Annotated in this window: 21 protein-coding genes; 12 read left to right on the plus strand and 9 right to left on the minus strand. The window is 39.8% G+C overall.

The genetic code is table 11. The annotated features are described in order from the left end of the window. Nucleotides 1–245 precede the first annotated feature (245 nt). On the plus strand, nucleotides 246–506 hold the full coding sequence (locus tag AC04Q1_RS21730) for an SRPBCC family protein (RefSeq protein ID WP_478366644.1): 261 nt from the start codon (nucleotides 246–248) through the stop codon (nucleotides 504–506). Here AC04Q1_RS21730 and AC04Q1_RS21735 read toward each other — a convergent pair. Continuing rightward, the gene (locus AC04Q1_RS21735) at nucleotides 503–1,096 is read right to left on the minus strand and encodes a hypothetical protein (protein WP_478366645.1); all 594 of its coding nucleotides are present in this window, start codon (nucleotides 1,094–1,096) and stop codon (nucleotides 503–505) included. The two genes, AC04Q1_RS21730 and AC04Q1_RS21735, sit on opposite strands and share 4 nt — an antisense overlap. A 190-nt stretch (nucleotides 1,097–1,286) precedes the next feature. Between AC04Q1_RS21735 and AC04Q1_RS21740 the strand changes: the two genes are divergently transcribed. Genes AC04Q1_RS21740 through AC04Q1_RS21750 form a run of 3 tightly spaced genes read left to right on the plus strand, consistent with a single transcriptional unit; the run spans nucleotide 1,287 to nucleotide 2,999 of the window. After that, nucleotides 1,287–2,072 carry an SDR family oxidoreductase gene (locus AC04Q1_RS21740; protein WP_478366646.1) on the plus strand — a complete coding sequence of 262 codons (786 nt, stop codon included), beginning with the start codon at nucleotides 1,287–1,289 and terminating at the stop codon, nucleotides 2,070–2,072. A 1-nt stretch (nucleotide 2,073) separates the two neighbouring features. Further along, the gene (locus tag AC04Q1_RS21745) at nucleotides 2,074–2,337 is read left to right on the plus strand and encodes a hypothetical protein (RefSeq protein WP_478366647.1); all 264 of its coding nucleotides are present in this window, start codon (nucleotides 2,074–2,076) and stop codon (nucleotides 2,335–2,337) included. Next, a complete protein-coding gene (locus AC04Q1_RS21750; protein ID WP_478366648.1) occupies nucleotides 2,334–2,999 on the plus strand; it encodes a helix-turn-helix domain-containing protein in 666 nt (221 codons plus the stop codon). The genes AC04Q1_RS21745 and AC04Q1_RS21750 overlap by 4 nt, the downstream gene beginning before the upstream one ends. A gap of 156 nt (nucleotides 3,000–3,155) precedes the next feature. Here the strand turns inward: AC04Q1_RS21750 and AC04Q1_RS21755 are convergent, their stop codons facing one another. Continuing rightward, nucleotides 3,156–3,884, minus strand: a complete 729-nt coding sequence (locus AC04Q1_RS21755) for a GntR family transcriptional regulator (protein ID WP_478366649.1) — start codon at nucleotides 3,882–3,884, stop codon at nucleotides 3,156–3,158. Nucleotides 3,885–4,108: 224 nt separating this feature from the next. On the opposite strand from AC04Q1_RS21755, the gene AC04Q1_RS21760 reads away from it, so the two are divergent. The 4 genes from AC04Q1_RS21760 (at nucleotide 4,109) to AC04Q1_RS21775 (ending at nucleotide 11,803) form a co-directional block, all read left to right on the plus strand. After that, complete coding sequence (locus AC04Q1_RS21760; RefSeq protein ID WP_478366650.1) at nucleotides 4,109–5,935, plus strand: class I mannose-6-phosphate isomerase; 1,827 nt, start codon at nucleotides 4,109–4,111, stop codon at nucleotides 5,933–5,935. Nucleotides 5,936–6,015: 80 nt separating this feature from the next. Then, complete coding sequence (locus AC04Q1_RS21765) at nucleotides 6,016–7,419, plus strand: sugar porter family MFS transporter (protein WP_478366651.1); 1,404 nt, start codon at nucleotides 6,016–6,018, stop codon at nucleotides 7,417–7,419. Nucleotides 7,420–7,435: 16 nt separating this feature from the next. Continuing rightward, entirely contained in the window at nucleotides 7,436–9,790 is a 2,355-nt protein-coding gene (locus AC04Q1_RS21770; RefSeq protein ID WP_478366652.1) for a GH92 family glycosyl hydrolase, read from the plus strand. A gap of 348 nt (nucleotides 9,791–10,138) precedes the next feature. Then, entirely contained in the window at nucleotides 10,139–11,803 is a 1,665-nt protein-coding gene (locus AC04Q1_RS21775) for a hypothetical protein (protein ID WP_478366653.1), read from the plus strand. A gap of 207 nt (nucleotides 11,804–12,010) precedes the next feature. Here the strand turns inward: AC04Q1_RS21775 and AC04Q1_RS21780 are convergent, their stop codons facing one another. Further along, nucleotides 12,011–12,451, minus strand: a complete 441-nt coding sequence (locus AC04Q1_RS21780; RefSeq protein WP_478366654.1) for a VOC family protein — start codon at nucleotides 12,449–12,451, stop codon at nucleotides 12,011–12,013. Nucleotides 12,452–12,653: 202 nt separating this feature from the next. Continuing rightward, nucleotides 12,654–15,221: a TlpA family protein disulfide reductase gene (locus AC04Q1_RS21785; RefSeq protein WP_478366655.1), complete on the minus strand. Its 2,568-nt coding sequence runs from the start codon at nucleotides 15,219–15,221 to the stop codon at nucleotides 12,654–12,656. A gap of 422 nt (nucleotides 15,222–15,643) precedes the next feature. On the opposite strand from AC04Q1_RS21785, the gene AC04Q1_RS21790 reads away from it, so the two are divergent. Then, nucleotides 15,644–15,940 (plus strand): hypothetical protein, encoded by a 297-nt coding sequence (locus AC04Q1_RS21790; protein WP_478366656.1) that lies wholly within the window; start codon nucleotides 15,644–15,646, stop codon nucleotides 15,938–15,940. Nucleotides 15,941–15,955: 15 nt separating this feature from the next. Here AC04Q1_RS21790 and AC04Q1_RS21795 read toward each other — a convergent pair whose 3' ends face one another. Beyond that, entirely contained in the window at nucleotides 15,956–16,717 is a 762-nt protein-coding gene (locus AC04Q1_RS21795) for a hypothetical protein (protein ID WP_478366657.1), read from the minus strand. Between the two features lie 904 nt (nucleotides 16,718–17,621). Here AC04Q1_RS21795 and AC04Q1_RS21800 point away from each other — a divergent pair. The 3 genes from AC04Q1_RS21800 to AC04Q1_RS21810 all read left to right on the plus strand — a co-directional run bounded on the left by AC04Q1_RS21800 (nucleotide 17,622) and on the right by AC04Q1_RS21810 (nucleotide 19,470). Further along, nucleotides 17,622–18,206 carry a Crp/Fnr family transcriptional regulator gene (locus tag AC04Q1_RS21800; RefSeq protein ID WP_478366658.1) on the plus strand — a complete coding sequence of 195 codons (585 nt, stop codon included), beginning with the start codon at nucleotides 17,622–17,624 and terminating at the stop codon, nucleotides 18,204–18,206. A gap of 225 nt (nucleotides 18,207–18,431) precedes the next feature. Beyond that, a complete protein-coding gene (locus AC04Q1_RS21805) occupies nucleotides 18,432–19,190 on the plus strand; it encodes an SDR family NAD(P)-dependent oxidoreductase (RefSeq protein ID WP_478366659.1) in 759 nt (252 codons plus the stop codon). Nucleotides 19,191–19,371: 181 nt separating this feature from the next. Next, nucleotides 19,372–19,470, plus strand: a complete 99-nt coding sequence (locus tag AC04Q1_RS21810; RefSeq protein ID WP_478366660.1) for a hypothetical protein — start codon at nucleotides 19,372–19,374, stop codon at nucleotides 19,468–19,470. A 225-nt stretch (nucleotides 19,471–19,695) separates the two neighbouring features. Here the strand turns inward: AC04Q1_RS21810 and AC04Q1_RS21815 are convergent, their stop codons facing one another. From AC04Q1_RS21815 to AC04Q1_RS21830, 4 genes are read right to left on the minus strand one after another with little or no spacing between them, the layout of a single operon-like run. Next, nucleotides 19,696–20,622, minus strand: a complete 927-nt coding sequence (locus AC04Q1_RS21815) for an alpha/beta fold hydrolase (RefSeq protein WP_478366661.1) — start codon at nucleotides 20,620–20,622, stop codon at nucleotides 19,696–19,698. 31 nt (nucleotides 20,623–20,653) lie between these two features. Beyond that, complete coding sequence (locus AC04Q1_RS21820; protein WP_478366662.1) at nucleotides 20,654–21,664, minus strand: MBL fold metallo-hydrolase; 1,011 nt, start codon at nucleotides 21,662–21,664, stop codon at nucleotides 20,654–20,656. 39 nt (nucleotides 21,665–21,703) lie between these two features. Next, the gene (locus tag AC04Q1_RS21825) at nucleotides 21,704–23,488 is read right to left on the minus strand and encodes an amidohydrolase (protein WP_478366663.1); all 1,785 of its coding nucleotides are present in this window, start codon (nucleotides 23,486–23,488) and stop codon (nucleotides 21,704–21,706) included. Nucleotides 23,489–23,502: 14 nt separating this feature from the next. Beyond that, nucleotides 23,503–24,285 (minus strand): alpha/beta hydrolase, encoded by a 783-nt coding sequence (locus AC04Q1_RS21830; RefSeq protein ID WP_478366664.1) that lies wholly within the window; start codon nucleotides 24,283–24,285, stop codon nucleotides 23,503–23,505. Between the last annotated feature and the right edge of the window lie 6 nt (nucleotides 24,286–24,291).

Consider the following 24,291-nt stretch of genomic DNA (forward strand, 5'->3'; position numbering starts at 1 on the left):
TTGTATACCGAACGGTACGTACAGTGGTGTGAGAGGACAGATAGGGAACTAATCCCTATCTTCCTACTCGATTATGAGATCCCAAATCCTGCAACTAATACCAACAGGCAACGTTATTGATTTATGCTTTAGTACTGGAGCAGGCTTATGATGCTCCGATTGAAAATTATGGCAAGCGCTTACTGATGAAAATTATGGCAAGCGCTTACTGATGAAAACTAGCTGCGCGCACCGTATTTTCCCAGTTGAAGAAATCTGGGCCTGTTGTAGGTTTTACGTTCGAATTTAAGGATGATGGATCGCCTTATCAAAAAGAATGGCAGGTTAAGCAGGTTCATGAAGGAAAGCGGTTGGCGCACAGCTGGGCCTATAAAGGTTACCCCGGCCTTTCGGAACTGAAGTTTAAGTTGTTTAAAGAGAAGGATCAAACTAAACTTAGCCATACCGGACTGTGCAATTTTCCTGATGATCCACATTTTGCCAGTAAATTCCCGATAATGATTTAATGCGGTGCTGGTGCGATTATAGCGGCTGGCGGGTCTCCGGCGTTCCATCTCACTTTCGTATCTTCTGTCAACAAGAAAGCAATTTTTTTTTCGGCACCTTTCCCCAACCATACGATCGTAAATAAAGTGGGTTTATTTGTTTTTTTGCCAGTAAAAATTAATGTTGTTGCGGTTTTAGGTATTTTATTGTCGTAAGTATAGTCCCCATCCTCAAAATCCGTTTCGCTTGAAAGTGGCAAAATGTTGTTTCGTGTTTTTGTAGTAAGAGAATCTTTGGTAAATCCTTTGGGATAGTACAATACATTTCTACTTAACCTTGCTGTGCCCATTCCATTAGGACTAAAACACCACTGTTCGGCTGTAAAAGCGGTATCGGTCATTTTGTATAAGGTATCTGTCCAGAATGCGACAAATGTTCCTTTCAAGGGATCGGCAGCAAGCGCTTCGGTTTCTTTGTAACTGGGTTCGATTGCTGGTGGCGGTGGCACGTCCATTTTAGGTGGTGGAGCGATCTTAATTTTGCGTTTTTGCTGTGCGTTAGCTTCTGTTATAAAAAGGCTCAATAAAACTAAAATAAGTACACGGTTCATGAATAGGAGATTTAATTACAGATATTTTTCATTGAAACAATAATCGGACCACCCTTTTTATCATGCGCTGTGCATTCTTAGACCTGTAGGACAAGTATTCATCGTTGCTTTTGGCTAACGTAAACCTAGATTATACTAAACTTTCTCCTCCAGGTAAGTGCAACTTTGTAGGGTAATAATAACAAGAACAATGGAACTTAAAAACAGCACCATATTGATCACAGGCGGTACGAGCGGTATTGGCCTTGAATTCGTAAAACAATTAATCTTACAAGGCCCTTCCTCCATACTGATTACCGGCCGGAGCATTGCCCGTTTGGAAGAGGTAAAGCGCCAGTATCCCCAGGTTCACATTTTTGAGAGCGATGCCAGCGATCCGGGCGCAATCCGGGAATTATTCAAAACGGTTAGCACGCAATTTCCTAAACTCAATATCATCATCAATAATGCCGGGATTATGCGTAACCTCAACCTCTTGGATAGCAATGACAATGGTCAGGAAATTACAGCCGAGATCGACTTAGACCTTTCAGGTCCGATCAGGATGGTGCAACAATTTTTACCACATTTGCTCAACAGACCATCAGCCGCTATTGTCAATGTTTCCTCCGGACTGGCTTTTATTCCATTTCCGGCATCACCTGTTTATAGTGCGGCAAAGGCCGGACTCCATGCCTACACCCGTGTACTGCGTTTACAACTGAAGGAAACCAATGTTAAAGTGTTTGAACTGGCCCCTCCGAGCACGGAAACACCCTTGCAGGATGCTTTCACGGGCTTTGTGGATAGCAGCCAAAATATGGCAGTAAACAAAATGGTGAATATCGCCGTTAAAGGCTTGTTAAGAGATCAACTGGAGATTAAACCCGGAATTTCCAAAGTGCTCAAGATCATGAGCAGGTTAATGCCTGAATTTTTCCTCGGTTTTTTGAACAAAAGCTTACTGAAAGCAACGTTAAAAAACTTAAATTCGTAACATGACGGGTGTTGCACCATACAGGGTAAAAACCATTACCGAGTTTCACAGGCTCAATAACCTGCCGGGGCCAATACATCCATTAATTAGTCTGATAGACTATGCTGAGATCCGCCATCCGAAGGATCGCAATGGAGTAAGCGTGGTATTCGATTTCTATTCGATCGCTGTTAAAAGGGATCTGAACTTCAAGATGCTTTATGGACAGCAATCTTACGACTTCGACGAGGGAGTTCTTTTTTTCTGGCGCCCGGACAGGTATTGAGGGTAGAAATTGATGAATTTGCAAATACGGCCCCTTCCGGATGGATGTTGTTGGTACACCCTGATTTTTTAGCGAATACAGCACTGGCAAAAAAGATCAGGGAGTATGGTTATTTTGGTTATTCGGCAAATGAAGCACTTTTCTTGTCAGAACAGGAAGAGCAGTTACTGGAGGGACTTATCGGTCATATCAGACAGGAATTTGGTATTTATACCGACCGTTTTTCGCAGCAGATTATCATTGCTGAAGTAGAAGCACTACTGGGTTATGCCGACCGTTTCTATCACCGGCAATTCATCACCCGTAGTGTGGCCAGCCATAATGTGTTAAACCGTTTGGAAAATCTACTGGATAATTGTTTTAGCAGTGCCGAACGGCTGCAACAAGGGCTCCCAACGGTTCAATTTGTTGCAGAAAAGCTGAATATGTCTCCAAATTACCTGAGCGGGCTATTAAAAGAACTGACTGGCTTAAACACCCAGCAGCATATCCATGAAAAACTCATTATAGTGGCTAAAGAAAAGCTATCATCAACTGATCTTACAGTAAGCGAAATCGCCTATCATCTGGGATTTGAACATGTCCCATCGTTTAGTAAATTATTTAAGCAAAAAACCACGCAGTCGCCAGTATCCTTCAGGCAGGGATTTCGGAAAACTTAATGCCCCGGTTTCTTTAATTGGGGAGCGGGAACCGCTAGTCGAGCCTTGCTACGCTGATTAAGAAAGAGGATACGGCTTTGGCCACATCCTTTTTGCCAGTCAAAGGGCTAAATCACTAACCAACTTTGCATCAGTAAATTTCGTGGATGATTTCTTTTATACATTGCGCCTGCTTTCTACACTGTAAACAAAACTATCCGAAAGATAATAGCCTAAATTATATTCAATCGGCCTATCGCCCTGATCAAATACAAAACGTTTCCTAAAAAGTAAAGGGCTTCCGATTTCGATATTCAGTTTCTCCGCAATAAATTTATCGGCACCTTTTGCACTTATTTCCTCCTTCGACAGCGTTGCAATAAAAGAATGATCTGCCAATATATCGTAGAGGGGGCGTTTGAAATCTTCATCGCCAGTAAGTGCTATCCTGGGGTGAAAATAAGATATAAAATAAACAAAAGGTCCTTCAGCTTTTCCTCTGACACGTTCCAGTTTTAAAATTTTTTTATCTGTACCAATATGAAAAAAATGAGCCAGTTTTTCATCCGGAAACACCCAGCTGATGTGAAGTTCAAAGTTTTTGATGGGAATGCCGCGTGCCTGCATTTCCTGAGAAAAGCTCAACCAGTTGCTCGCTTTAGAGCTAACTGCGCCAACGGCAACTTTGGTCCCAATGCCTTTTTTTCGGATCAACAAACCCTCATAAACCAATTTATTAAGGGCCTGCCTCAGCGTGCTTCTGGATATGGCCAACTGCTTAGCCATATCAACTTCGTTCGGCAGAGATTTGGTTGCGTATTCGGGATCTTTGATCAGGTTCCGCAATAATTCTTCAGCCTGAATGTGTAATGGAACAGGACTTTTATGATCGATTGAAAATTTCATTTTTTTTGTGATACGCCTTTTTTTAGACGGGGAAATTATAATGCATCCAGACAAAGATAAAAAAAGCACCCATAAACCCAATATTACCGGATAGGGTATAAGAACGTCATCAGAAGGAGATATCTTCATTATATGAGGTTATCTCATCTGAAGAATAATAAATTTTTTAAAATATTATGATATATGTATATACATATATACATTTGTTGAAACATATCCAAATTATGGAATTTAAAAATAGTATTGAGCATATACCCGTGGGGAGTAAGTGGAGACAGAGCGAAGAAAAGATTTTACCAGAAAATATCAGTCAGGTTAAGCAGGCAGTAGAGAAATATAATATATACCCTTTCCATTGCCTGGGTGATGGGAAAATATTCAGTGGCTATTCGTCATTGGCATCGTGGATTATTGAAAAGAAAACGGTAATTATAGATGGCTATATCGGCGTTTTTTGGCACGAAATAGAATTCCTTTTACAGCAAGAGTTTACAAAAAGAAATGTTACCGTTAACTGGGTCCGTACTTCGCATAGTATGAAAAATGCTGAAGAGGTATTACAGTTGGTTAACCCTTTTATAGGTGAAAATAATAGCGTGTGGGGGAAAAAAACGACACTTAAACTTGGAGATTTTTTTAATGGGGAATACCTATACGCACAACCGGATGCTCAATATGAAGTAAATATCGTAATGGGGATGGGGGCAGCGTTAAGCAATTGGGATGCGGCTGTAATTTACCTGGAAATCCCTAAAAACGAGATCCAGTACCGAATGCGGGCGGGTTCGGTAAACAATCTTGGAGCGGATAAGATGTCAAACTCCTATGAGATGTACAAAAGATTTTATTTTGTCGATTGGGTGGTACTCAATGCGCATAAAGCAGAAATCTTAAACCGAATAGATATTGTTGCCGATGTGCAGCATAGATCATCCCTAAACTGGATATTTGGCAATGAACTAAAAAAAGGATTAAAACTGATCAGCAGATCTGTGTTCAGGGTAAGACCCTGGTTTGAAGCCGGTGCATGGGGAGGTCATTGGCTTAAGGAAAATATAGAAGGACTAAACAAAAACGAAGTGAACTATGCCTGGTCTTTTGAATTGATTGTGCCAGAAAACGGTATCGTATTTGAAAGTAACGGTAATCTTTTGGAAGTCGCCTTTGATTTTTTAATGTTCAGTGAATACCAGTCTGTATTGGGAAAGCATGCCCCAATTTTCGGAACGGAATTTCCGGTCAGATTTGATTTTTTGGATACGATTGATGGAGGAAATCTCTCCGTGCAATGCCATCCCTCATTAAAATACATCCGCGAAGAATTTGGCGAAAACATTACACAGGATGAAACCTATTACATTTTAAATTGTAAAGATGATGCTAAAGTTTATCTGGGCTTCCAGGACGATATTAATCCGATTGAATTTAATAAAGCTCTAATAGAAAGTCAGAAATTAGGTCAGAAAATTGATATCGAAAAATATGTGCAGGTACATGAAGCTAAAAAACACGATCTTTTTTTAATCCCGAACAGCACTGTACACAGTGCCGGCGCCAATAACCTGGTGCTGGAGATTAGTGCAACACCCTACATCTTTACATTTAAGATGTACGATTGGCTCCGCCTGGGCTTAGATGGAAAGCCCCGACCGATTAATATTGAACATGCCTTTAAAAATTTAGATTTTAACAGAAAAGGAGAAACTGTTATAAAAGAATTAATTGCTAAACCTGTGGTTATCGAAAAAGGGGATGATTGGGAGATAATTCATCTGGCCACGCATCAGGAACATTTTTATGATGTTCACCGTCTGGAATTTGATACCCAGGTAACCGTAAAAACAAATGATATTTGCCATATATTGATGCTTGTTGAAGGTACTGCCATCAAAATAAAAAATACTAATGGCGATATTTCTGATTTTCATTATGCAGAAACTTTTGTGATTCCGGCGGCTGCAGAAAGTTATACCCTGGTGAATGCGGGTAAGGGGAGAGCTAAGGTAATTAAGGCATTTGTAAAAGATAATCTGAGTTTTTTGCAGCGCTAATCAGGCACAAAAGCCTATTGTAGAGTTTAGCTAAAGAATTTATCTGACCCAAAAAAACAATTCAAACCAAATAAAAATTTATGAGTAAGCAAAAAAAAACCAGTGTACTTTTAATAACGCTTGTGGCCTCATTGGGTGGCTTTTTATTTGGCTTTGATATGGCCGTGATATCGGGCGTTTTGCCTTTGGTGCAGAAGCAGTTTGCTTTAAGTGCATCTCAGGAAGGCTGGTTTGTATCTTCTGCCTTGGTGGGCTGTATCATTGGTGTAGCGGTCTCAGGTGAGCTAAGTGATCGGTTTGGAAGAAAAAAACCACTGATTCTAACGGCCGTCCTGTTTGTTGCATCCGCACTGGGCTGTGCATTATGGCCTGGCCTTTCGGGCGTAATTGCTTTTAGGGTTTTGGGTGGTATTGGTATCGGGATAGCATCAAATGTGGTACCGCTTTATATTTCTGAAATAGCACCTGCTCAGATTAGGGGCAGGTTGGTTACTTATTATCAATTTGCGCTTACGCTAGGCATTTTGGTAGCTTACCTGAGTAATGCAGCTTTATTAAATGGTATATCTGCAGCGGCTGTTGATCCTACCGCTTTAAGCAGCATTTTTAACCAGGAAGTTTGGCGGGGGATGTTGGGCATGGGGGTGCTGCCGGCAGTCTTGTTCCTGTTGGGATTATTGCTTATTCCCGAAAGTCCAAGATGGCTGATACAGAAGGGCAGAATTGATGAAGGCACTTTAATTATCAGCAGGATTACCGGACAGCGCTTATCTGAAATTAAATCAGGGCAGCTTACAACAGAAAATAATAGTTCGAAGGGCTCTTATCAGGCATTATTTGCCCCATCCATGCGGAAGGCGCTGCTAATCGGTATTTTGCTGCCCTTATTCTCTCAGTTTAGTGGTATTAACGCGATTATTTATTATGGACCACGGATACTTGGAAATGCAGGTATATCGTTAAGCAATTCGCTGATCAGCCAGATTATTTTTGGATTGGCGAATATGGTTTTTACCCTATTTGCCATTTGGAAAGTAGATAGCTGGGGCAGGAGGCCACTTTATCTCTATGGCACCGCAGGTGCGGCAATTTCATTGATACTTACTGGTATTTGTTTCTATTTTAATGCCACATCAAGCATTTGGCTGTTAATATGTGTTCTGGCATTTTTGGCCTGTTTTGCCTGTTCAATCGGTCCGCTAAAATTTGTGGTGGCCTCAGAAATATTTCCAGGTGCCATAAGAGGAAGAGCTTTGGCCATCAGTATTATGGTGATGTGGGTAGCTGATACAATTGTAGGCCAGATTACACCAATTTTATTGAATGAAATCGGCAGCGCAGGAACTTTTTGGTTTTTTGCCTTTTTCTGTATCGTAGCTTTTATTGCAGTTTATAAATTGCTTCCCGAAACCAAAGGAAAATCGCTTGAGCAGATCGAAAACGATTGGAAAGATGGTGCAGATAAGCAAGTGTTTTTTCATTAACCAAACAACAGGATTTATGGATATGATATTGAAAATAAACATGAGGTTTACCTTTCTATTGCTGATTAACTTATTCTATAATTCTGTAAGCGCACAATCCGATCGCGATTTATTAACTTATGCAGACCCGCGTATTGGTACTGCACACAGCCGGTGGTTTTACTTTACCCCAGGAGCTGTGCCCTTCGGAATGGCCAAACCAGCACCGTCCACCAATGGTTCTTATGGCAATAAAAGTGGTTGGGAAGCCGTAGGTTACGACCAAAGACATACTTCCATAGAAGGTTTTGCCAATTTTCACGAATTTCAGATCGGAGGAATTGTATTTGCCCCATCAACGGGAAAACTTCAAACACTGGCAGGTAGTTTGGAACAGCCTGAAACAGGTTACCGATCTACTTTTGATCATCAAGATGAAACCGCCATTCCAGGTTATTATGCTGTACTTTTAAAAGATTATGGGATTAAGGCCGAATTAACTTCAACGAAACGTGTTGCTTTTCACCGCTATACATTTCCACGGTCGAAACAGGCAAACATCATTTTTGATATAGGCCACCGGCAAGGGGAGAGCGGTGAAGTGAGCGATGCAAAGGTTTATCTCAGTCAGGATGGAAGAATTGAAGGTTATGTTATCACACAGCCACTGTATGTACAGAAATACCAACCTGGAGCATCGGTAAAAATGTACTTTTCTGCTGTATCAAGTAAAAAGCCTGTCACTTTTGGCGTCTTTAAGGGTGCAAAAGTTTTCAGGGGAAAGAAAAGTTCAAGCGGTAAGGGTGCTGGTCTTTACCTTACTTTTTCTACCCGGGAAAAAGAAAGTATTACATTGAAAGCAGGACTCTCTTATACTTCGATAGAAAATGCCAGGCTAAACTTAACAAAGGAAGCCGCCTCTCTTTCATTTGATGCGGCAAAAGAACAAGCACTGGATACCTGGGCAAGCTACCTTGGAAGAATAAGGGTTAGCTCCGAAAATAAAAATGACCTCACCAAGTTTTATACCGGTTTATACCACGCTTTATCTGGTCGCGGTTTGGCCAGTGATGTAAATGGTGCTTACCCCAAAAACAATGGTGGAATTGGCAGGATCCCACTTGATAAAAATAATGTTCCGGTGCATAACCACTATAATACTGATGCGATTTGGGGGGCTTTTTGGAATTTGACCCAACTTTGGGCCATCGCTTATCCAGAATATTATTCCGATTGGGTTAAAAGTCAGTTGTTGGTGTATAAAGATGCTGGCTGGCTGGCTGATGGTATTGCCAATAGCCGTTACGTGTCTGGTGTGGGTACAAATTTTGTAAGTTTGGCTTTAGCTTCAGCTTACAATTCCGGCATAAGGGACTTTGATGTAAAAACAGCCTATGAAGCTGCACTAAAAAATGAATTAACATTTAAGGATCGACCATTTGGTGCTGGAAAGCCTGATTTAGAAAGGTTTATACAGTATGGTTATGTAAATCATTTAGATAATGGTGCCGGAGCCGACGAGAACTGGAAGTTTTCGGCTTCGCATACGCTCGAGTATGCCTTTAGTTGTTATGCTGTTGGCCAATGGGCAAAACTTCTAAATAAAACGGAGGATTATAATACACTCACAGCGCTTTCGAATGCATGGAAAACCATTTTTGATCCTTCCTCCAGGTTCATCCGCCCAAAAGATGATAAGGGAAAATTTATATCAGATTTTGAACCCAAAGCAGCCTGGAGGGGTTTTCAGGAAGGAAATGCCTGGCAATACACTTTTTATGTCCCGCAAAATCCAATGGCTTTGATTTCGGCTATTGGTAGGGATAATTTCAACAATAGATTGGATAGCATTTTTACCGTTTCAGAAAAAAATAAATTTGGCGGTGGCACTACGATAGATGCCTTTTCTGGATTGGAAAGTCTATATAATCACGGTAATCAGCCCAATCTACATATTTCATGGCTATTCAATTTCTCAGGAAAACCTTCACTTACACAAAAGTGGGTAAGAAAAATTTTAGATGAATTTTACGGTACCGAAGGTATTCATGGCTATGGATATGGTCAGGATGAAGATCAGGGGCAGCTTGGGGCCTGGTATGTAATGGCTTCAATGGGTATTTTTGATGTGAAGGGTTTTACCGATGCTGCACCTGAAATCGGACTTTCAGCCCCGGTTTTTAACAGCATCAAAATTAAAGGCAATAAAAAATATTATAGTGGAAATGATTTTGAAATTGAAACAAGAAATAACAATGCCGAGAATAGGTATGTTCGGTCATTTTCATTGGATGGCAATCAGTTGAAAGCTCCGTTTATCAAACTCAGTGATATCCAAAACGGTGGAAAACTATTGATCCAGATGGGGGATATACCAAAAGATGTTTATTGATAGGCACTTAATGGCAGAGGTACCCATAAATAAAGTTTTATCGGTTTCAATTCAACAAACGCTCATCTCGCCGAATCTGGTGCCTATTGATCATGAATGAGCGTTCCTGTCAGCTTATACTGAACTGATAGGAAAGCTACCATTTCGAAAATTAAAATATTTAAGAAAGTTATAATTACATTGGAATTAAATGATATATAAGAGATCTTATTTCATTAAGCTCATGGAATTATTTAGGTTTACACTTCGAACTGATCGCGTTTGTTTTCAGTCGTTAAACTGCAGGCCGAAACAATGGTTTCCACAGCGGTTTATCTTAAATTTATTAATTAGCACACCTAAAATAGAATGCAAAGTAAAAACAAAATCCAGCTACTCACTATCGGTCTTATGCTATTGGTTACAATGTCGTCATTCAGTGGCCTGATCCGCAAGCATCGCGATACTCCTTCCAAAGATGGGCGTAAGATCGTGAACATTGTAAATTTTATCAGGTTGCTTGAGCCCAGAGATGCCCGGATTACCCAGGATGTGCTTTATCAAACCGTAGTAAGCCAGGTGGAAATCATGAAAAAGTATCATCTGCCAGGGACTTTCCTGCTCCAGTATGATGCCTTAATGGATCCCAGATATCAAAAGCTCTTATCCGCTCTTCCAAAAGAATCGTTCGAAATTGGTGCTTGGTGGGAACTTCCACAACCGCTTATCGAAAAGGCGGGTATAAAATGGAGGGGAAAATATTCTTGGGACTGGCATTCGGATGTTGGTTTTTCAGTAGGCTACAGCCCGGCAGAGCGCGAAAAGATCATCGATGTTTATTTTGCCGATTTTAAAAAAATATTTGGGTACTATCCAAAATCCGTCGCTTCCTGGGTGATTGATGCACATTCACTAAATTATATGTACGATAAATATAAGATCGTAGCCTCAGCAAATTGCAAGGATCAGGTAGGTACTGATGGTTTTACGCTTTGGGGTGGATACTGGAACCAGGCCTATTATCCAAGTCGTGTTAACGCATACATGCCCGCACAGCATGCCGAGAAACAACTTCCGCTCCCGGTTTTTAGATTACTTGGAAGCGACCCGATCAGGCAATATGCTGATGGAAGTACCGTAACGACACTGGAGCCCGTGTATGGTCATGCAGGCGGCAATCTCCAATGGATCAACTGGTTTTTTCAGACTTTCTCTAACGACCCATCCCTTGGTTTTAATTACACGCAGGCAGGTCAGGAAAATTCTTTTACCTGGGACGCCATGAAAAAAGGACTGGAAATACAGATGCCAATCATTGCCCAGCTGAGGGAACAGGGCAAGGTACAGGTAGAAACCATGGCCCAATCCGGACAGTGGTTTAAGAAAAATTACAAGGTAACCCCGGCAACAACTTTTACGGTGACTAAGGATTTGGGTAATAGTGATAAAAAAACGATATGGTACAATAGCCGGTTCTACAGGATCAATCTACTCTGGGAAAAGGGGAGCCTGCGCATTACGGATATCCACTTGTTTAATGAGACCGTTCCGGACAAATACCTGAATGCGGTAACCACAACCAATCAAAGTTTTTTCTATACCCTTCCCGTGGTAGATGGTTTTTTATGGGGCAAAGCGGGTGACCCGGCAGGGCTTCTGTTGATGGACAATACCGGCGGGCAGGATCAAGCCATAAAAGGCGGCGACCCAATATTTACCAATTCGGGCAAGAGCACCGCACATATTTCGTGGCCTGTTCAAAACGGGAGTTTTGAAATCGATCTTAAAGAAAAGTCGATCATGGTAAGATTAAAAGGCAAGCCACTGGCAACCTGGTTTCTCGATTTCAACGCGACAAATCAACAAAATTTGCCGCTTAACGATATTCAAACGAACCATATGGACTATATTTTCGACAATCATCCATATCAATTGGTGGCCACAAAAGGCAGCTTCGAGAAACCATCAAACGGTAGTATTTTTCGTATTAAGCCGCAGGGTGATGCCTTAATACTCAAGATGACAGATCAGTAGCAGCTTAAAAATATTAACTTTTTAATAATGATGATAATTACAACAACAAACCCACAAATTGTGGGTTTGTTGTTTATAGACTGGGGAACCTTCCATCGAACACTTAATATCGTTTTCAGATCTTTCAATTTCGATTTTACGGGCAAATGCCTAGCTTAACGCTAAGGTAATGGATTTAGCAGCATATCAGGAGCTAATTTTCCTGGCTTAAATTTGTCCGTTATCATCTGGATCAAATTCCACAATCCATTCAATGCCATATTTGTCTCTAAACATTCCGGCATAAGTACCCCAGGGACTGTCGCCAATAGGTCCTTCAATCGCTCCGCCTGCCGATAGCCCTTGAAATACTTTATCTGCTTCCTCCCGGCTTTCAGCACTAATTGATATTTTAGACCTATTTTCGTTTTCATTAACCCTTCCCATAAATTCTGGGACATCATTGGCTATCAATACGTTGTGTTTGCCTATTGGCAGGGAAATGTGCATGATTTTATCTACCTCATTTTCTGGTACTTGAAAATCAGCATTTGCCAAGTCTTTGAAACGAATAACTTTTGTGAATTCTCCGCCAAAAACTGATTTGTAAAAGTTGAATGCTTCTTCAGCATTTCCATTGAAGTTGATCCAGGGATTGATTGTTCTCATCGCATTTTAATCTTAAATTGTTTTCAGAGTAATGGTTGTAACCCAAAGATAGTTGAAGTCGTTTAAATTACTTAATGTATAAAACCAAAAGTGGGGACGCAACATTTTAGGGGAAATTCTCATTTTGATAATCAGGTCAGAATGAATTAAGATACATTAATCTCCCGCAGAAAGGTGTTATAATTTGGTCAGTGGATGTGATTTATTTCTCCGCCTTACTATTCAAAAGTTTATCTATAGCAGCAACCAATACTTTATTGTCGCTGGGGCGTGGTGGTTTCATATTGTTAATATTGCCATCTTTATCAATCAATATATAAGTTGGAAAGCTATTAATAGATAGTCTATTTTCAATTATACTCTGCTGTTCACTAGGTAAACGATAATGCACGGCATTTTCTCCGGTAAGCTTATTTTCATTTATGATGTTTTTCCAGCTTTCTTCAGGCGAGTTATTGGCGAAATACATGAAGATTACATCTTTTCCCTTAAGCGCGTCTTTAACGGCTTTAACATAAGGCATTTCTCCTTTGCATGGGCCACACCAGGTACCCCAGAAATCAACATAAATGACCTTGCCTTTATACGGACTGATTAATGCAGCAAATATAGAATCTGCATTTTTGGAAGATTTTAAATGATCTGTTCTTTTTAAACTTTCTACATATTCAGGAGCAACCTTCGCCAGTTTTAAATACGACTCCTGCATATCACTTAAGCGGTTGCGATAAATACTGTTTTTAATATTTGACATCGAAAGTTTAAAAACATCATCTGGCATAGAAGCACTATTATAATTAAAAAAATCATAACTATTATGTGCAAAATAAAGGTCCCTCAAATCCTCATCAGCAATGCTGTTTGTAAACTTTAAATAATTTTGGTGCGATACGAACATCAATTTTTTATTGGCAGCATCTTTGATCTCTTCAAAATGGTTTTTTCTAAATGATGATGCCAATTCACTTTGTGCTTTAGGCATTCTTTTAACCGGAGATGTCGGTTCCTTGGATTCGTTAAATCTATTTATTTTTACTTCAGCGAGTAAAGCCACTCTTTCTGCAGCTGTAGTTTTGAAATTATTGTTCAGCACCATTTCCTCTATTAGGTCATTCCATTTTACAGAGAAAGTATCACGGTCTTGCAGGTAGGAAAAAAGATCATTTTTAAAAGTGCTAAACTCCCTGATTAATGTAAATGGTTTAGGAGGTGTATTTCTATAAAGTGTGTCTTTTACAAAACCGATGTATGCTTCTGGAAAACGGTATTGATCTGTGCTATCTAAACGAAACTTTCGCTGCATGAGCTCTTTACCCATTTCAAATTTATAAAATGTGGGTACAAAATACTTTAGTTTATTACTAGCTTTGGGGTTGCTGGTTAAATAATTTTCAAAAGCTTGTATCGATTTTTTATAGTCAGCCTTACTGATATCAAAGAAATCTTTGGTTTTGCTATAATATTTAATGTTCGATTCTTCTTGGGTTTTTTGATAAGTGGCATAAAGACTGTAATTAATAATTTCATTATGAAAGCTGGCATTGTTGCCCATCACTAATCTTTGCTGGGCTTTAAAATCCTGAAAATAGAAATATGTCTCTCCAGGTTCTAACACATCCCAACGACCAGAGCCATCACGACCCCAATCTAACACTACGGCTGTGGTATTTAATAGCGGCACCTTCACTTCGAAAAATCCATTGCTATCTAGATCCCCAAAATATCTTACTTCTTTTTCAGTTAAAACATCGTTTGTTGTCACCATAAAAGGCTGATTGGAAGATGGATTTCTTAGAAAACCTCTTATAATTGCGGTGTCTATCTTTACAAAATGATTGTCCGGAAAAGCATCCGTATCTTGTATTTTAGAAGGCTTTAGATTATGCTTGAACAGGTAAACATTTTTCGTTCCTTCGCTGTCCGTCAATTGTGCTACACTATCGTTTTTAATGTTGATCTGAACATTTCTTTCTTTACCCTTGCCTAAAAGTTGAATATTAATGCTGTTCCCTTTTTTTGCTAACTTTTGATAGGTATACGCTTCCTGATTATAAATGGCGAAATCTTCAAAAAAACCATAATGCCATTCGTTGGTTTCCTCATTTATCCAATTGCCAAGAAAAGCATAAATCAAAGGATTACCAGCCTGTTTTTCATAAATCATTTCGCCATCTACATCATTAACTTTTAAGGTATTTGGCTGTTTTACTATATAAACCATTTTATAGGTTTTCTGATCCTTCACCAATAAGCGATATTCTTTATCCAAATAGCTGCCAGCCCAAAGTATATTCCACTTTTTGCCGTTTTGCTGAAGCTTAAATTGTTTGGTTATTGAAAAGTTATCCTGTTGTTTGGCCGGATAAATCCAGTTTTGCTTTAAAAATGGGGGTATGGTTTTGGTCCCGAAAAACTTGATATCCGGGTCGGTTTCTTGCCAGGTGCACATTTTTTCATTTTGCCAATGACCGTATTTTAGTGATGCCCTATTGTTGCCCATTTTTTTGATTTCTAATGTTAAAGGTACTTTTCGCTCACTGGTAAGCCATATTTTATAAATACCACCTGTTTCCCTTAAACTATCTACCTTACACATTTCGTAGAAGTGTTCTACATAATCACCTCCAATTAAAGTCCCATTCCAGTCGCCTTTATTATTAACCTGAAAACTCCAGAAACCTTGTAAGTGTTTAGGAATAATTGATTTTGAGAAAGCTGAAGAAATCAGAAATGGGATGAGCAAAACCAGTAGGAGTGAGCGTTTATTCATGAGGCATATTTGGATTAGATGATTTGAAGATAAGGATTTCTTTTAATTTTTAAAATTCATTTCTTCAGTGAGAATCATTCAATATAGACCACTAAATTATTTTAGCAAAATTTAATTCCTTAATGTGCTGAAGAATGCTTCTGATGAATTACAGCGCTATTTCTTTCTGAATAGAGCTGGTTAAATCTCCTATTGATTGCATTGCGACCAGTAATAATAAAAATGATAGAAACTTAAAACTGTAGTTCTGCCTCAGTTAATTTGTATTCATATCCTTTTCCGGATTAAATATCAGTAGGGTTGCCGATGAGGCCGGAGTTGACAGGATGCTGATCTATGAATATTTTGTTAGTCTTGAGGGGAAAAGCGCTTGCTTATCATGTGCCCGAAAATCAGTTTAATAGTATCATTGGAATAAAGAAATGCGCCGGATCATTACCTGGGGACTAAGCGAAAAACTGCCTATGTTAAAGGAGCTGGATTTAAAACGGGAGAACATCGGCGATCAGATGCTGCGTGAGGTTATCGATAAACACTTTGCAGATAAGGATAAAAACTTTAGGGCAATGTACGCCATATTAATGGGAGGAGTATATTACCTTACGCTGCACGCCAAGATGCAGGAAAATCCATTTTGTAGGATAGACCTCCAGCAGGCGTCGGGTAAGGATGAGATCAAGAAGGCACTCAGGCAGTTTATCGATCTGGCCTATTTATAACGGTTTGTATTTTAATTATTCACTGCCATTTCCCCCTTCTGCTATGGGCTCTGGATTTAAAATAAACCGCTTGCTTTTAGGATTAAAATCTACGCTGAGGTAGCCGCCAACCCTGCCAATTTGATTGGAAATAATAAAATTATTGCCCTTTCCTGTGGTAATGTTATCATAGATAATCGTCATCAGGTTTCCGGTGGGCGTTTCGACTGACTCAAAATGGAGTGTTTGAAAGATTTTGTTATCTGCTTTTTTGATAATTTTTAAGGTAGTCATACCGGCATTCCGGGCTTCAGTTTTCTTTGCATATATACCAATGAAATAGTAATCCCGCAATGAAGAATACTGAAGGATCTGGATATTGTCAAAGGCTTCCGCTGCGAGATCACTGAGCCTATTGGCAAGATTTAGCTTTACCGCTAATCTGCTTTTTCCCCCGCTCCAGCTGCCAGATAACTGCAGAGAAGAAAAATGGAGGCTAAAAGTCGCAGATATCTTATCAAATGATCCGATCTCATTTAGTTTAATCTCATGGGTGCTTTGGTTAAATACACCTTCAAGCCTTATGGGGCTATTGAATTTATCATATTTATAAATGCCAATGATATTGTAGCTCTTTTTTGCAGGCTCTCCAAAATAACCTTCTTTTAACTGAAATGATAAAGTAATGGGATACCGGTCAATGTATCCGGTATAATTGTAGATGTCATACCAGCCGGCAAAGCTTTTTACCGAAGTGAAAAAGAGGACAATTATTGATACAATAATTTTTGCTTTCATGGTTATGCCCGGTGTGTTCTTATACTGCCAATATCCACATTTTTTTGTTTTGCCGGGCATTTTGGTTACACATTATCTGAATTCTGCCAGATTGAAAGATATGTTACATGGTCATATCCCGCGAAAAAACAGGCAAAACAGAGATTGTAATTTATTTGAAAACCGCAATCGATAAGGGCTGGCATATCCATTCTCATTAAGTTAAGCAGAGGAAGCCTGTGTGTAAATTATTCAGCAAACATATGGAAAAAGCGGTGTCAAAATCATCAAAATAAAAGCCTGCAAATGTTTATCTGTAGGCTTTTAATACTGATTTTTTTGGAGTCGAAAGGAGTCGAGGTTTTTGTTTTATTGGTTTGTTAATCAGTGTTTTATATTTTTTTTTTGGTTTTATGACATCAAAAACCCACCACTATCTTTTTAATGCAAATTCTTAGATTTGAAAATAGTAAAAATGATTAGAAATTACCAAATCCTTTATGGATCCCAGATTGGTGACTGAATTATTGGTTCGCGCTGAGGAAGCTTATACGATTCAAATGGCCCAACCTGTTTGTATATATCACTTAAGCCCACAGATTACGATGTTTAATGAGGATTTAATAATAAAATAAACATACGTTAATACTAAACAATTGTTTAGTATTTGTATATTTTATTTCCGTAGATTGACGAAAAACGCGAAAACTTTTACTTATCAGGTAATTGTAGCTACTTGTTCAAACTGAGCAGATGGCGGTAACTTAGATCTCCATGTGGCCCTTGAAAAAAACAGGTCTTACCCATTATTTCATCAAATCGCTTTATCTTCTCGTGCCGGGATTTTTTAGTTTAAATAACGTAAAATGTTTTAGACTGTTATTTGGCAGCCTACTAGAATTGCGAATAATCATATCTTTGCACAATGTCAAATTTTGAAACATTTTTCGATTATATTCAAAATATCTCAGGAAAACAGCTGTCAGAGGATGATAAGCATCTATTGACTGTGTATTTCAAACCCAGGAAACTCCGGAAAAGGCAATACTTTTTACAGGAAGGAGATGTATGCAAACACATTGGCTTTATTGTAAAGGGGTCTGCCCGGACTTTTACCGTAGATGAAAAAGGGCGTGAACATATTCTCAAACTTGCTATCGAGAGTTGGTGGCTGGCTGATTTTGAAAGCTTTTACCTCTTGACGCCAACCCGCTTTAATATTGAGGCACTCGAAGATCTTGAAATTCTTCAATCAACCCATGCGGAAATTGAGGCGTTCTTAAAGCATATTCCCGCCTTTGGAGCGATGTCGAATATCATCAGTCAGAACAACACGATCGCAGCCCAGAAAAGAGTACAAAGTATTAGCTATTCGGCTGAAGAACGCTACGGGGAATTGGTCCGGGATTATCCTTTTTTTCTACTCCGGTTCCCGCAAAATATGATTGCTTCCTTTCTTGGTTTATCTTCTGAAACCTTAAGCAGGATAAAGAAAAACTCTCTAAAATAATTCCTTTTCGCTATCAGCACATGTATCGTCAACTTTTCGTTACTGTTTATATCGCTATCTAATAACCCCTGCCGCTTTTTTTTGATAAATATCATCTCTTTTGGGTGACATTTATCGGGTATATTTAGTGATTCATGTCATTCTACGTTTGGTTCTTATACAGCATCTTTGAATGTATTTAAGAATAAAAAAACTGAAGAGTTTGAAACAATTAAAAATAGAATCATGAATAGACTAGAAAACAAGGTAGCAGTAGTTACCGGTGCTTCAAAAGGTATAGGTGCAGCTATAGCCAAACACTTTGCAGCAAATGGCGCAAAAGTTGTTGTAAATTATGCTTCCAGCAAAGAAGGGGCAGATATCGTGGTGAAAACCATAACGGATAACGGAGGTATCGCCATTGCCGTCCAAGCCGATGTTTCGAAAGAAACGGATGTAAACAGACTGTTCGAAGCGGCAAAATCAGCATTTGGATCAGTGGACATCTTGGTCAATAATGCGGTTTCGCAAGGATATGCACCCATCCAACAGATTTCTGTAGCCGATTTTCACCAAAGTTTCAGTGTTAATGTGCTCGGCCCAATCCTAACTATACAGGAAGCCCTAAAACATTTTGGCGACAAAGGGGGAAACATTATCAACATAAGTTCGGGTGCAAGCAAATATCCACTTCCGAACGCATCATTGTACTCCTCAACGAAAGCTGCGCTAGATGCTCTAACTATTGCTTTGTCAAAAGAACTTGGAGCGAAAAATGTGCGCATCAATTCTATTTTACCAGGCGCTACAGATACCGAAGGCGCCGCCAGCGCTGGCGTTACAGCAGGTAGTGAGTATGAAAAAATGTTTGTTGAAAAAACACCACTTGGTCGCAGAGGACAGCCCGCAGATATTGCCAAAGCTGCGGTATTCCTGGCTTCTGATGACGCAGCTTGGATCACTGGAGAGCAAATTTCCGTTTCGGGTGGAATGTATGGTTTTTAAATCCGGGAAACCATTAAAAATCAGCCATACGACCGAATTAGTTTGCGGTGAAGTAGTCAAAACGGATTTATATAACGCACTGGTTAACCTCGCATTCGAGTTTCGCAGGGAAGACTAAAAATAAAAAATGCGGCAACGTTAGGTGCCACATTCAAATCTATCTTTTATGGTTATATCTTAGTTGTGCAACAGCTACGTACGTAAGGCAATACAGGAATTAAAAAATCTGTTACAGGAAATCAGGGCAGAGGTTACCGAAAAAAAGGACAGTTCGAAATAAATAATATATTGTTTTGGGTTAAAGGCACTGGTTATGGATCAGTGCCTTTTTTCTTAAGATTTGGCGGGGGAAACATATCTTATGGACATCAATTTTTTATCGATGCCAATTGATTAATTTTCCTGACTGTCCCCTGACGGGCCGGGCAATCCGCTGTAAAATAAAAAAGCATCCTACAGTTGATGTAGAATACTTTTTTTAGCCAGGATACAGCAGCAGCCTTTCTTATTTTAAAAAGAAGTTCAGCAGGTCTTTTTGCACCTGTGGGGTATTTTCCTGTACCACCCAGTGTCCGGAATCTTTAATTACAGATTCTACAACTTGATCGGCCACCAATTTGGTATGCGTTGCAAGAAACGGTGCTGCGAAATGATCCGAACCCATTGCCAGTACTGGCATAGGTAGTTTTCGCTTGGCAAAAATCACATTGTCTTTAGCATCTTGATCGAAATAGCCGAACCAATGGAAAGCACCTGTTGTTGCACCCGGTACAGAATATGCACGAATAAATTCAGTACGTTCGGCAGCAGTGAAGGCATTTTTTTGGAAACCGACAACAGGCCAGAAATCTGTAAAAAACATGCCAACCTTACCCGAAACTAATTCTCCGGCATGTGGTTGTGCAAAAAAACCAAACCACCAGGCTTGCGCTTTAACCTGACTCCATACGGGTTCGATGCCGGGTAATAAGGCATCCATCAATGCCATTTTTTTAACTTCAGATGGAAACTGTGCGGCATAAGCATAAGCAACCATTAAACCAATATCATGACCGGCAAGGTTTATATTTTTATAGCCTAGTTTCTTCATCAGCTCATGCATATCTACGGCCATGTTCTTTTTATCGTAGCCTCCTTTTGTTTTTCCCGATTCGCCTACGCCACGCATATCTGGTGCAATTACTGTGAAATGTTTTGATAACTCCGGTAACAGGCGGTTCCACATATACCAGTTTTGACCAAAGCCATGAACCAATAGCAAGGGTTCACCCTTTCCGCCAATAACATAGTGGATTTTAACACCGTTAACAGTGGCGTACTGATGCTTAAAGTTAGATGGTGGATTGGCAGGACTGGCAGCCATTACGGTTCCTATAAGGGCTGTAAATAGCAGGGTAACCAATAGTTCTTTAATTTTTCTTGTTGTTTTCATGTTTTTATTGCTTTTATGAATTTGAATGATTTTATTTTTTCTTGTTGTCGCTGATGTCCTTGTAGGCATTTGGCAGATTAAAATTGCTGTGCAGCCAATTAAATAGGACATAGCCCTTATCGTATTCCTTCATTGTAACGGCTTCTTTGGTTTGCTTCAAACTAAGGCCCTTATCAACTGCAGCTTCTACCTGTTTTTTAAGTTCTTGAACATAATCGATTGTATATTTTATACCGGCTTTATTGGTAATCCTGCCATGACCTGGAATTACAATGGCATCATCAGGCAAGAAATCATACATCTTTTTAAGGTTCGCGGCAGGCTCCAGAAAAAAACCATCGAATAGCCAGGGAATTGCCGGACTTTCTGCAATAAAAGGGTTTCCTGCCCAAAAAACTTTTTGATTTGGCATCCATACAAATAAATCGGCAGGAGATTGTGCAGTTCCTACATTAAGCATTTCTACGATTTTGCCTCCACCTAAATCAACTTTTAGATTGCTGTTTTTGGGAATCACAAGATCTGCAGGGCGAAAAACAGTATTTTCTATCCCTCTGCCCGAACCAAATAGCGTTACCATAAACTGCTTAATGCCATCGTAGTTTTTCTCGAGGTTTTCTTTCGCAAATTCGTTTTGGATAATAAGTGTAGAAGCTGGCAACAAATAATTCCCGAAGCAATGGTCACCATGATCGCTTGTATTCACCGCGAATAAGATGGGTTTATCTGTTACAGAGCGAATCAGTTTAATTTCCTGGTCATAAAGGCGCTTGGTTAACATCACCTCGATTAACAATACGCCCTTTTCTCCTATAATAAAGCCGCCTGTAGTTGCCTGCGGAGTCCCCAGGGCCGTTTCTGTTTTAGCAGTACTGGGGATAATGGTGTAAATATCATTGCTGATTTTTTGCAGCTCAAGCGTTACTTTATTGGCATCCCATATCGGTACAACAGGGGGCATCGGCATTTGAGCAAACGCTATGCTATAGAAGCACAGTAGCAAAAGGCACAGGCCGGATTGTTTTAATATTAGTTTTTTCATTTTCGATTTTTTTTAAGATTCTATAACGGGTTATGAGTTTTATTTTTGATATCCACCGAAATATTTTACTGGCGACCAGTTTGGAATTACTTCTGGTAGGGCTGGGTTTTGCGTTGCATACTTCCCCGTAGCGTACACAACCTTGCCGTTAACAATGGTCATAAGTGCTGTAATGTGTTTAACCTTTTCTGTCGAAGCACTGAAATAATCGTCTGAAAGAATGACCATGTCTGCATACATATTTTTGATTAGTTTGCCTTTTAGGTTTTCCTCGCCAGAGCACCAGGCGCTACCAGATGTATACAATTGCAAGGCAGTAAATTTATCCAGCACTTGTTCCGTTGGCCAAAATTGCATTCCGCCAATGGTTTTGCCTGTTAGCAACCAGTGCAATGCCATCCATGGATTGTAGGTGGAAATACGTGGTGCATCGGTACCCATACCAACCGGAACACCCATTGCTAACATTTTTTTGATGGGTGGCAACTGTAATTGGGGTTTGCCATACATTTTAGTATACAATTCCCCCTGGAAATACATTCTGAATTGAACCGCTATTCCACCACCAAGGGCTTTTACCCGGGCAAGGTCAGGGTCAGTAATGGTTTCGGCATGATCGAAAAACCATCGAAGTCCGTTAAAGGGAGTATCTTTGTTAACCTTTTCAAACACGTTGAGCATCCTGTCGATAGATTCTCCATAAGTAGCATGAAGGCGAAATGGCCAACGGTTTTTAACCAATAAGCGAATAACGGGTTCCAGGTCTGTTTCCATCTCTGGAGAGAGTACAATACGTGGTTCCAAAAAATTTTCAAAGTCTGCTGCGGTAGCAGTCAGATTTTCACCTGCACCTTCAACTGTATAACCATTGGCCATTAAAATATGGTCATTTTTATTTGGATGTGTATTCGCAATCCATTTCTCATAATCGGCAAATTCCTTTCCTTTCTGCTGTGCAAACAGATAATAGGAAGTTCTTACCGTAAGTTTTCCTGCTTTGGCCAATGCGAGCGAAGCCTGATAATCTGCGTCATAATTCTGCGCTCCACCTGCAGCATCAACCACGCTGGTTATCCCAAAACTGTTAATTTCACGGTAAAAATGCTCCGAACTGTTAATTCTTTCTTCATCAGTAAGTTTACCCGTAAGGGCTAGGGTACGGTAAATCGCCATTGGAGTTTCCTTGGCATAAAGCAATCCGGTAGGTTTGTTATCTTTATCAAGCTCAACAATACTTCCAGGATAACTGGTGTTTTTATCGTAGCCCAACACTTCTATGCCCTTCTTATTCAGAAAAGCTTTGCCATATAGATAAGTAATAAATACGGGTTTATCCGGAACTGCCGCATTAATCTCATCAATTGTAGGCTGTCTTTTTTCAGCAAACTGAAATTCGTTCCAACCGCCAACTACCTTAACCCAAGCGCCCGGTGGTGTTCTTGCCGCTTGCTCTTTTAACATTTCCATTGCACGTTTCAAAGTCTTCACACCGTCCCATCTCAATTCCATGTTATAGTTTAATCCTTCGCGAATTGCGTGCATATGGCTATCGTTTAAGCCAGGGATAACCGTTTTTCGTTGAGCATCAACCAGTTTGGTTTTTGAGGATTGATAGGCTTTCAGAATTTTTTGAGTGGTGCCTGTGGCAAGGATAAGCCCGTTTTTCATGGCTATAGCTTGCTTAAATTCTCCGGGCTTAACCATGGTCGCAATCTTGCCATTGTAAATAATCAAGTCTGCCTTTTGTTGGGCATTAACTTGTAATACGGATAAAAGTATCATCAGGTAAAATAACCTGACTCCGATTTTAAGTGAAATTTTCATAATTTTTAAAAGTTTTAAATATTGCCTAGCCAGTTTAGAATGAACTCAGCATTTTCTTTCCAATTCTGCTGGCCCAGTACAAAGTGATTGCGCCCGGCAAACTCTTTATAAGCCGTTACAGAGCCACTGTGTGTGTATTTCTTAAAATTAGTGTAGTTTAAAGAAGCTGGTATAAATCGATCGATACTGCCTGACAAGAAAAGCAATGGTGCATGTGGAAGGTTAAAATCTATTTTTGCTGCACTCGTAGTGGCATCTCTCACCACCATTTTGGATTCCGGTACCAAAAGCTTATAGTAAGCCTCTTTCTGATCCTCGTAAGGCATGCCATTAGTAAATGCGTATTGCCATTGTCGGAAAGTCATAAGATAGGTTTTAAGGCTGTTGGTAAAGAACCCCAAAGCATGCCAGCCCGCTTTGTAGAAGGAAAGCTTAAAAGTTAAAAGGCCTTGCGGCTGTAAGGAATGGATCGCAACCCCAGCTGTTGCCAAACCTTTTTGAATCAGAAGCTGCGTGATAAGGCCACCCATAGAATGACCGATTAAAATGGGCTTTTCTGGCAAGGTTTCAACAATTTCTTCAAAATAAGCAGTTAAGTCTGCTAGCCTTATTTTGGCAACTTCCGCATCAGGATGCCTTTGTCGTAAAGTGCAGGCTGGAGCATCTTTATAGGGCCAAGCGGGTGCAATTGTTTTGTAGCCATTTTGCTCAAAGTATTCTTTCCAGTGGTTCCAACAATCGCTGCTTACAAACGCACCGGTAATAAATACAATGGTTTTCGAGTGAGTAGTTTTCATAATATT

It is taken from the genome of Pedobacter humicola (assembly GCF_056490705.1).

Coding starts and splice junctions, on each gene's coding strand:
- AC04Q1_RS21755 (WP_478366649.1), bottom strand. CDS start 3,884: ATGAAATTTTCAATCGATCATAAAAGTCCTGTTCCATTACACATTCAG.
- AC04Q1_RS21790 (WP_478366656.1), top strand. CDS start 15,644: ATGCGCCGGATCATTACCTGGGGACTAAGCGAAAAACTGCCTATGTTA.
- AC04Q1_RS21735 (WP_478366645.1), bottom strand. CDS start 1,096: ATGAACCGTGTACTTATTTTAGTTTTATTGAGCCTTTTTATAACAGAA.
- AC04Q1_RS21800 (WP_478366658.1), top strand. CDS start 17,622: ATGTCAAATTTTGAAACATTTTTCGATTATATTCAAAATATCTCAGGA.
- AC04Q1_RS21795 (WP_478366657.1), bottom strand. CDS start 16,717: ATGAAAGCAAAAATTATTGTATCAATAATTGTCCTCTTTTTCACTTCG.
- AC04Q1_RS21740 (WP_478366646.1), top strand. CDS start 1,287: ATGGAACTTAAAAACAGCACCATATTGATCACAGGCGGTACGAGCGGT.
- AC04Q1_RS21760 (WP_478366650.1), top strand. CDS start 4,109: ATGGAATTTAAAAATAGTATTGAGCATATACCCGTGGGGAGTAAGTGG.
- AC04Q1_RS21815 (WP_478366661.1), bottom strand. CDS start 20,622: ATGAAAACAACAAGAAAAATTAAAGAACTATTGGTTACCCTGCTATTT.
- AC04Q1_RS21785 (WP_478366655.1), bottom strand. CDS start 15,221: ATGAATAAACGCTCACTCCTACTGGTTTTGCTCATCCCATTTCTGATT.
- AC04Q1_RS21770 (WP_478366652.1), top strand. CDS start 7,436: ATGGATATGATATTGAAAATAAACATGAGGTTTACCTTTCTATTGCTG.
- AC04Q1_RS21825 (WP_478366663.1), bottom strand. CDS start 23,488: ATGAAAATTTCACTTAAAATCGGAGTCAGGTTATTTTACCTGATGATA.
- AC04Q1_RS21780 (WP_478366654.1), bottom strand. CDS start 12,451: ATGAGAACAATCAATCCCTGGATCAACTTCAATGGAAATGCTGAAGAA.
- AC04Q1_RS21805 (WP_478366659.1), top strand. CDS start 18,432: ATGAATAGACTAGAAAACAAGGTAGCAGTAGTTACCGGTGCTTCAAAA.
- AC04Q1_RS21765 (WP_478366651.1), top strand. CDS start 6,016: ATGAGTAAGCAAAAAAAAACCAGTGTACTTTTAATAACGCTTGTGGCC.
- AC04Q1_RS21775 (WP_478366653.1), top strand. CDS start 10,139: ATGCAAAGTAAAAACAAAATCCAGCTACTCACTATCGGTCTTATGCTA.
- AC04Q1_RS21830 (WP_478366664.1), bottom strand. CDS start 24,285: ATGAAAACTACTCACTCGAAAACCATTGTATTTATTACCGGTGCGTTT.
- AC04Q1_RS21745 (WP_478366647.1), top strand. CDS start 2,074: ATGACGGGTGTTGCACCATACAGGGTAAAAACCATTACCGAGTTTCAC.
- AC04Q1_RS21820 (WP_478366662.1), bottom strand. CDS start 21,664: ATGAAAAAACTAATATTAAAACAATCCGGCCTGTGCCTTTTGCTACTG.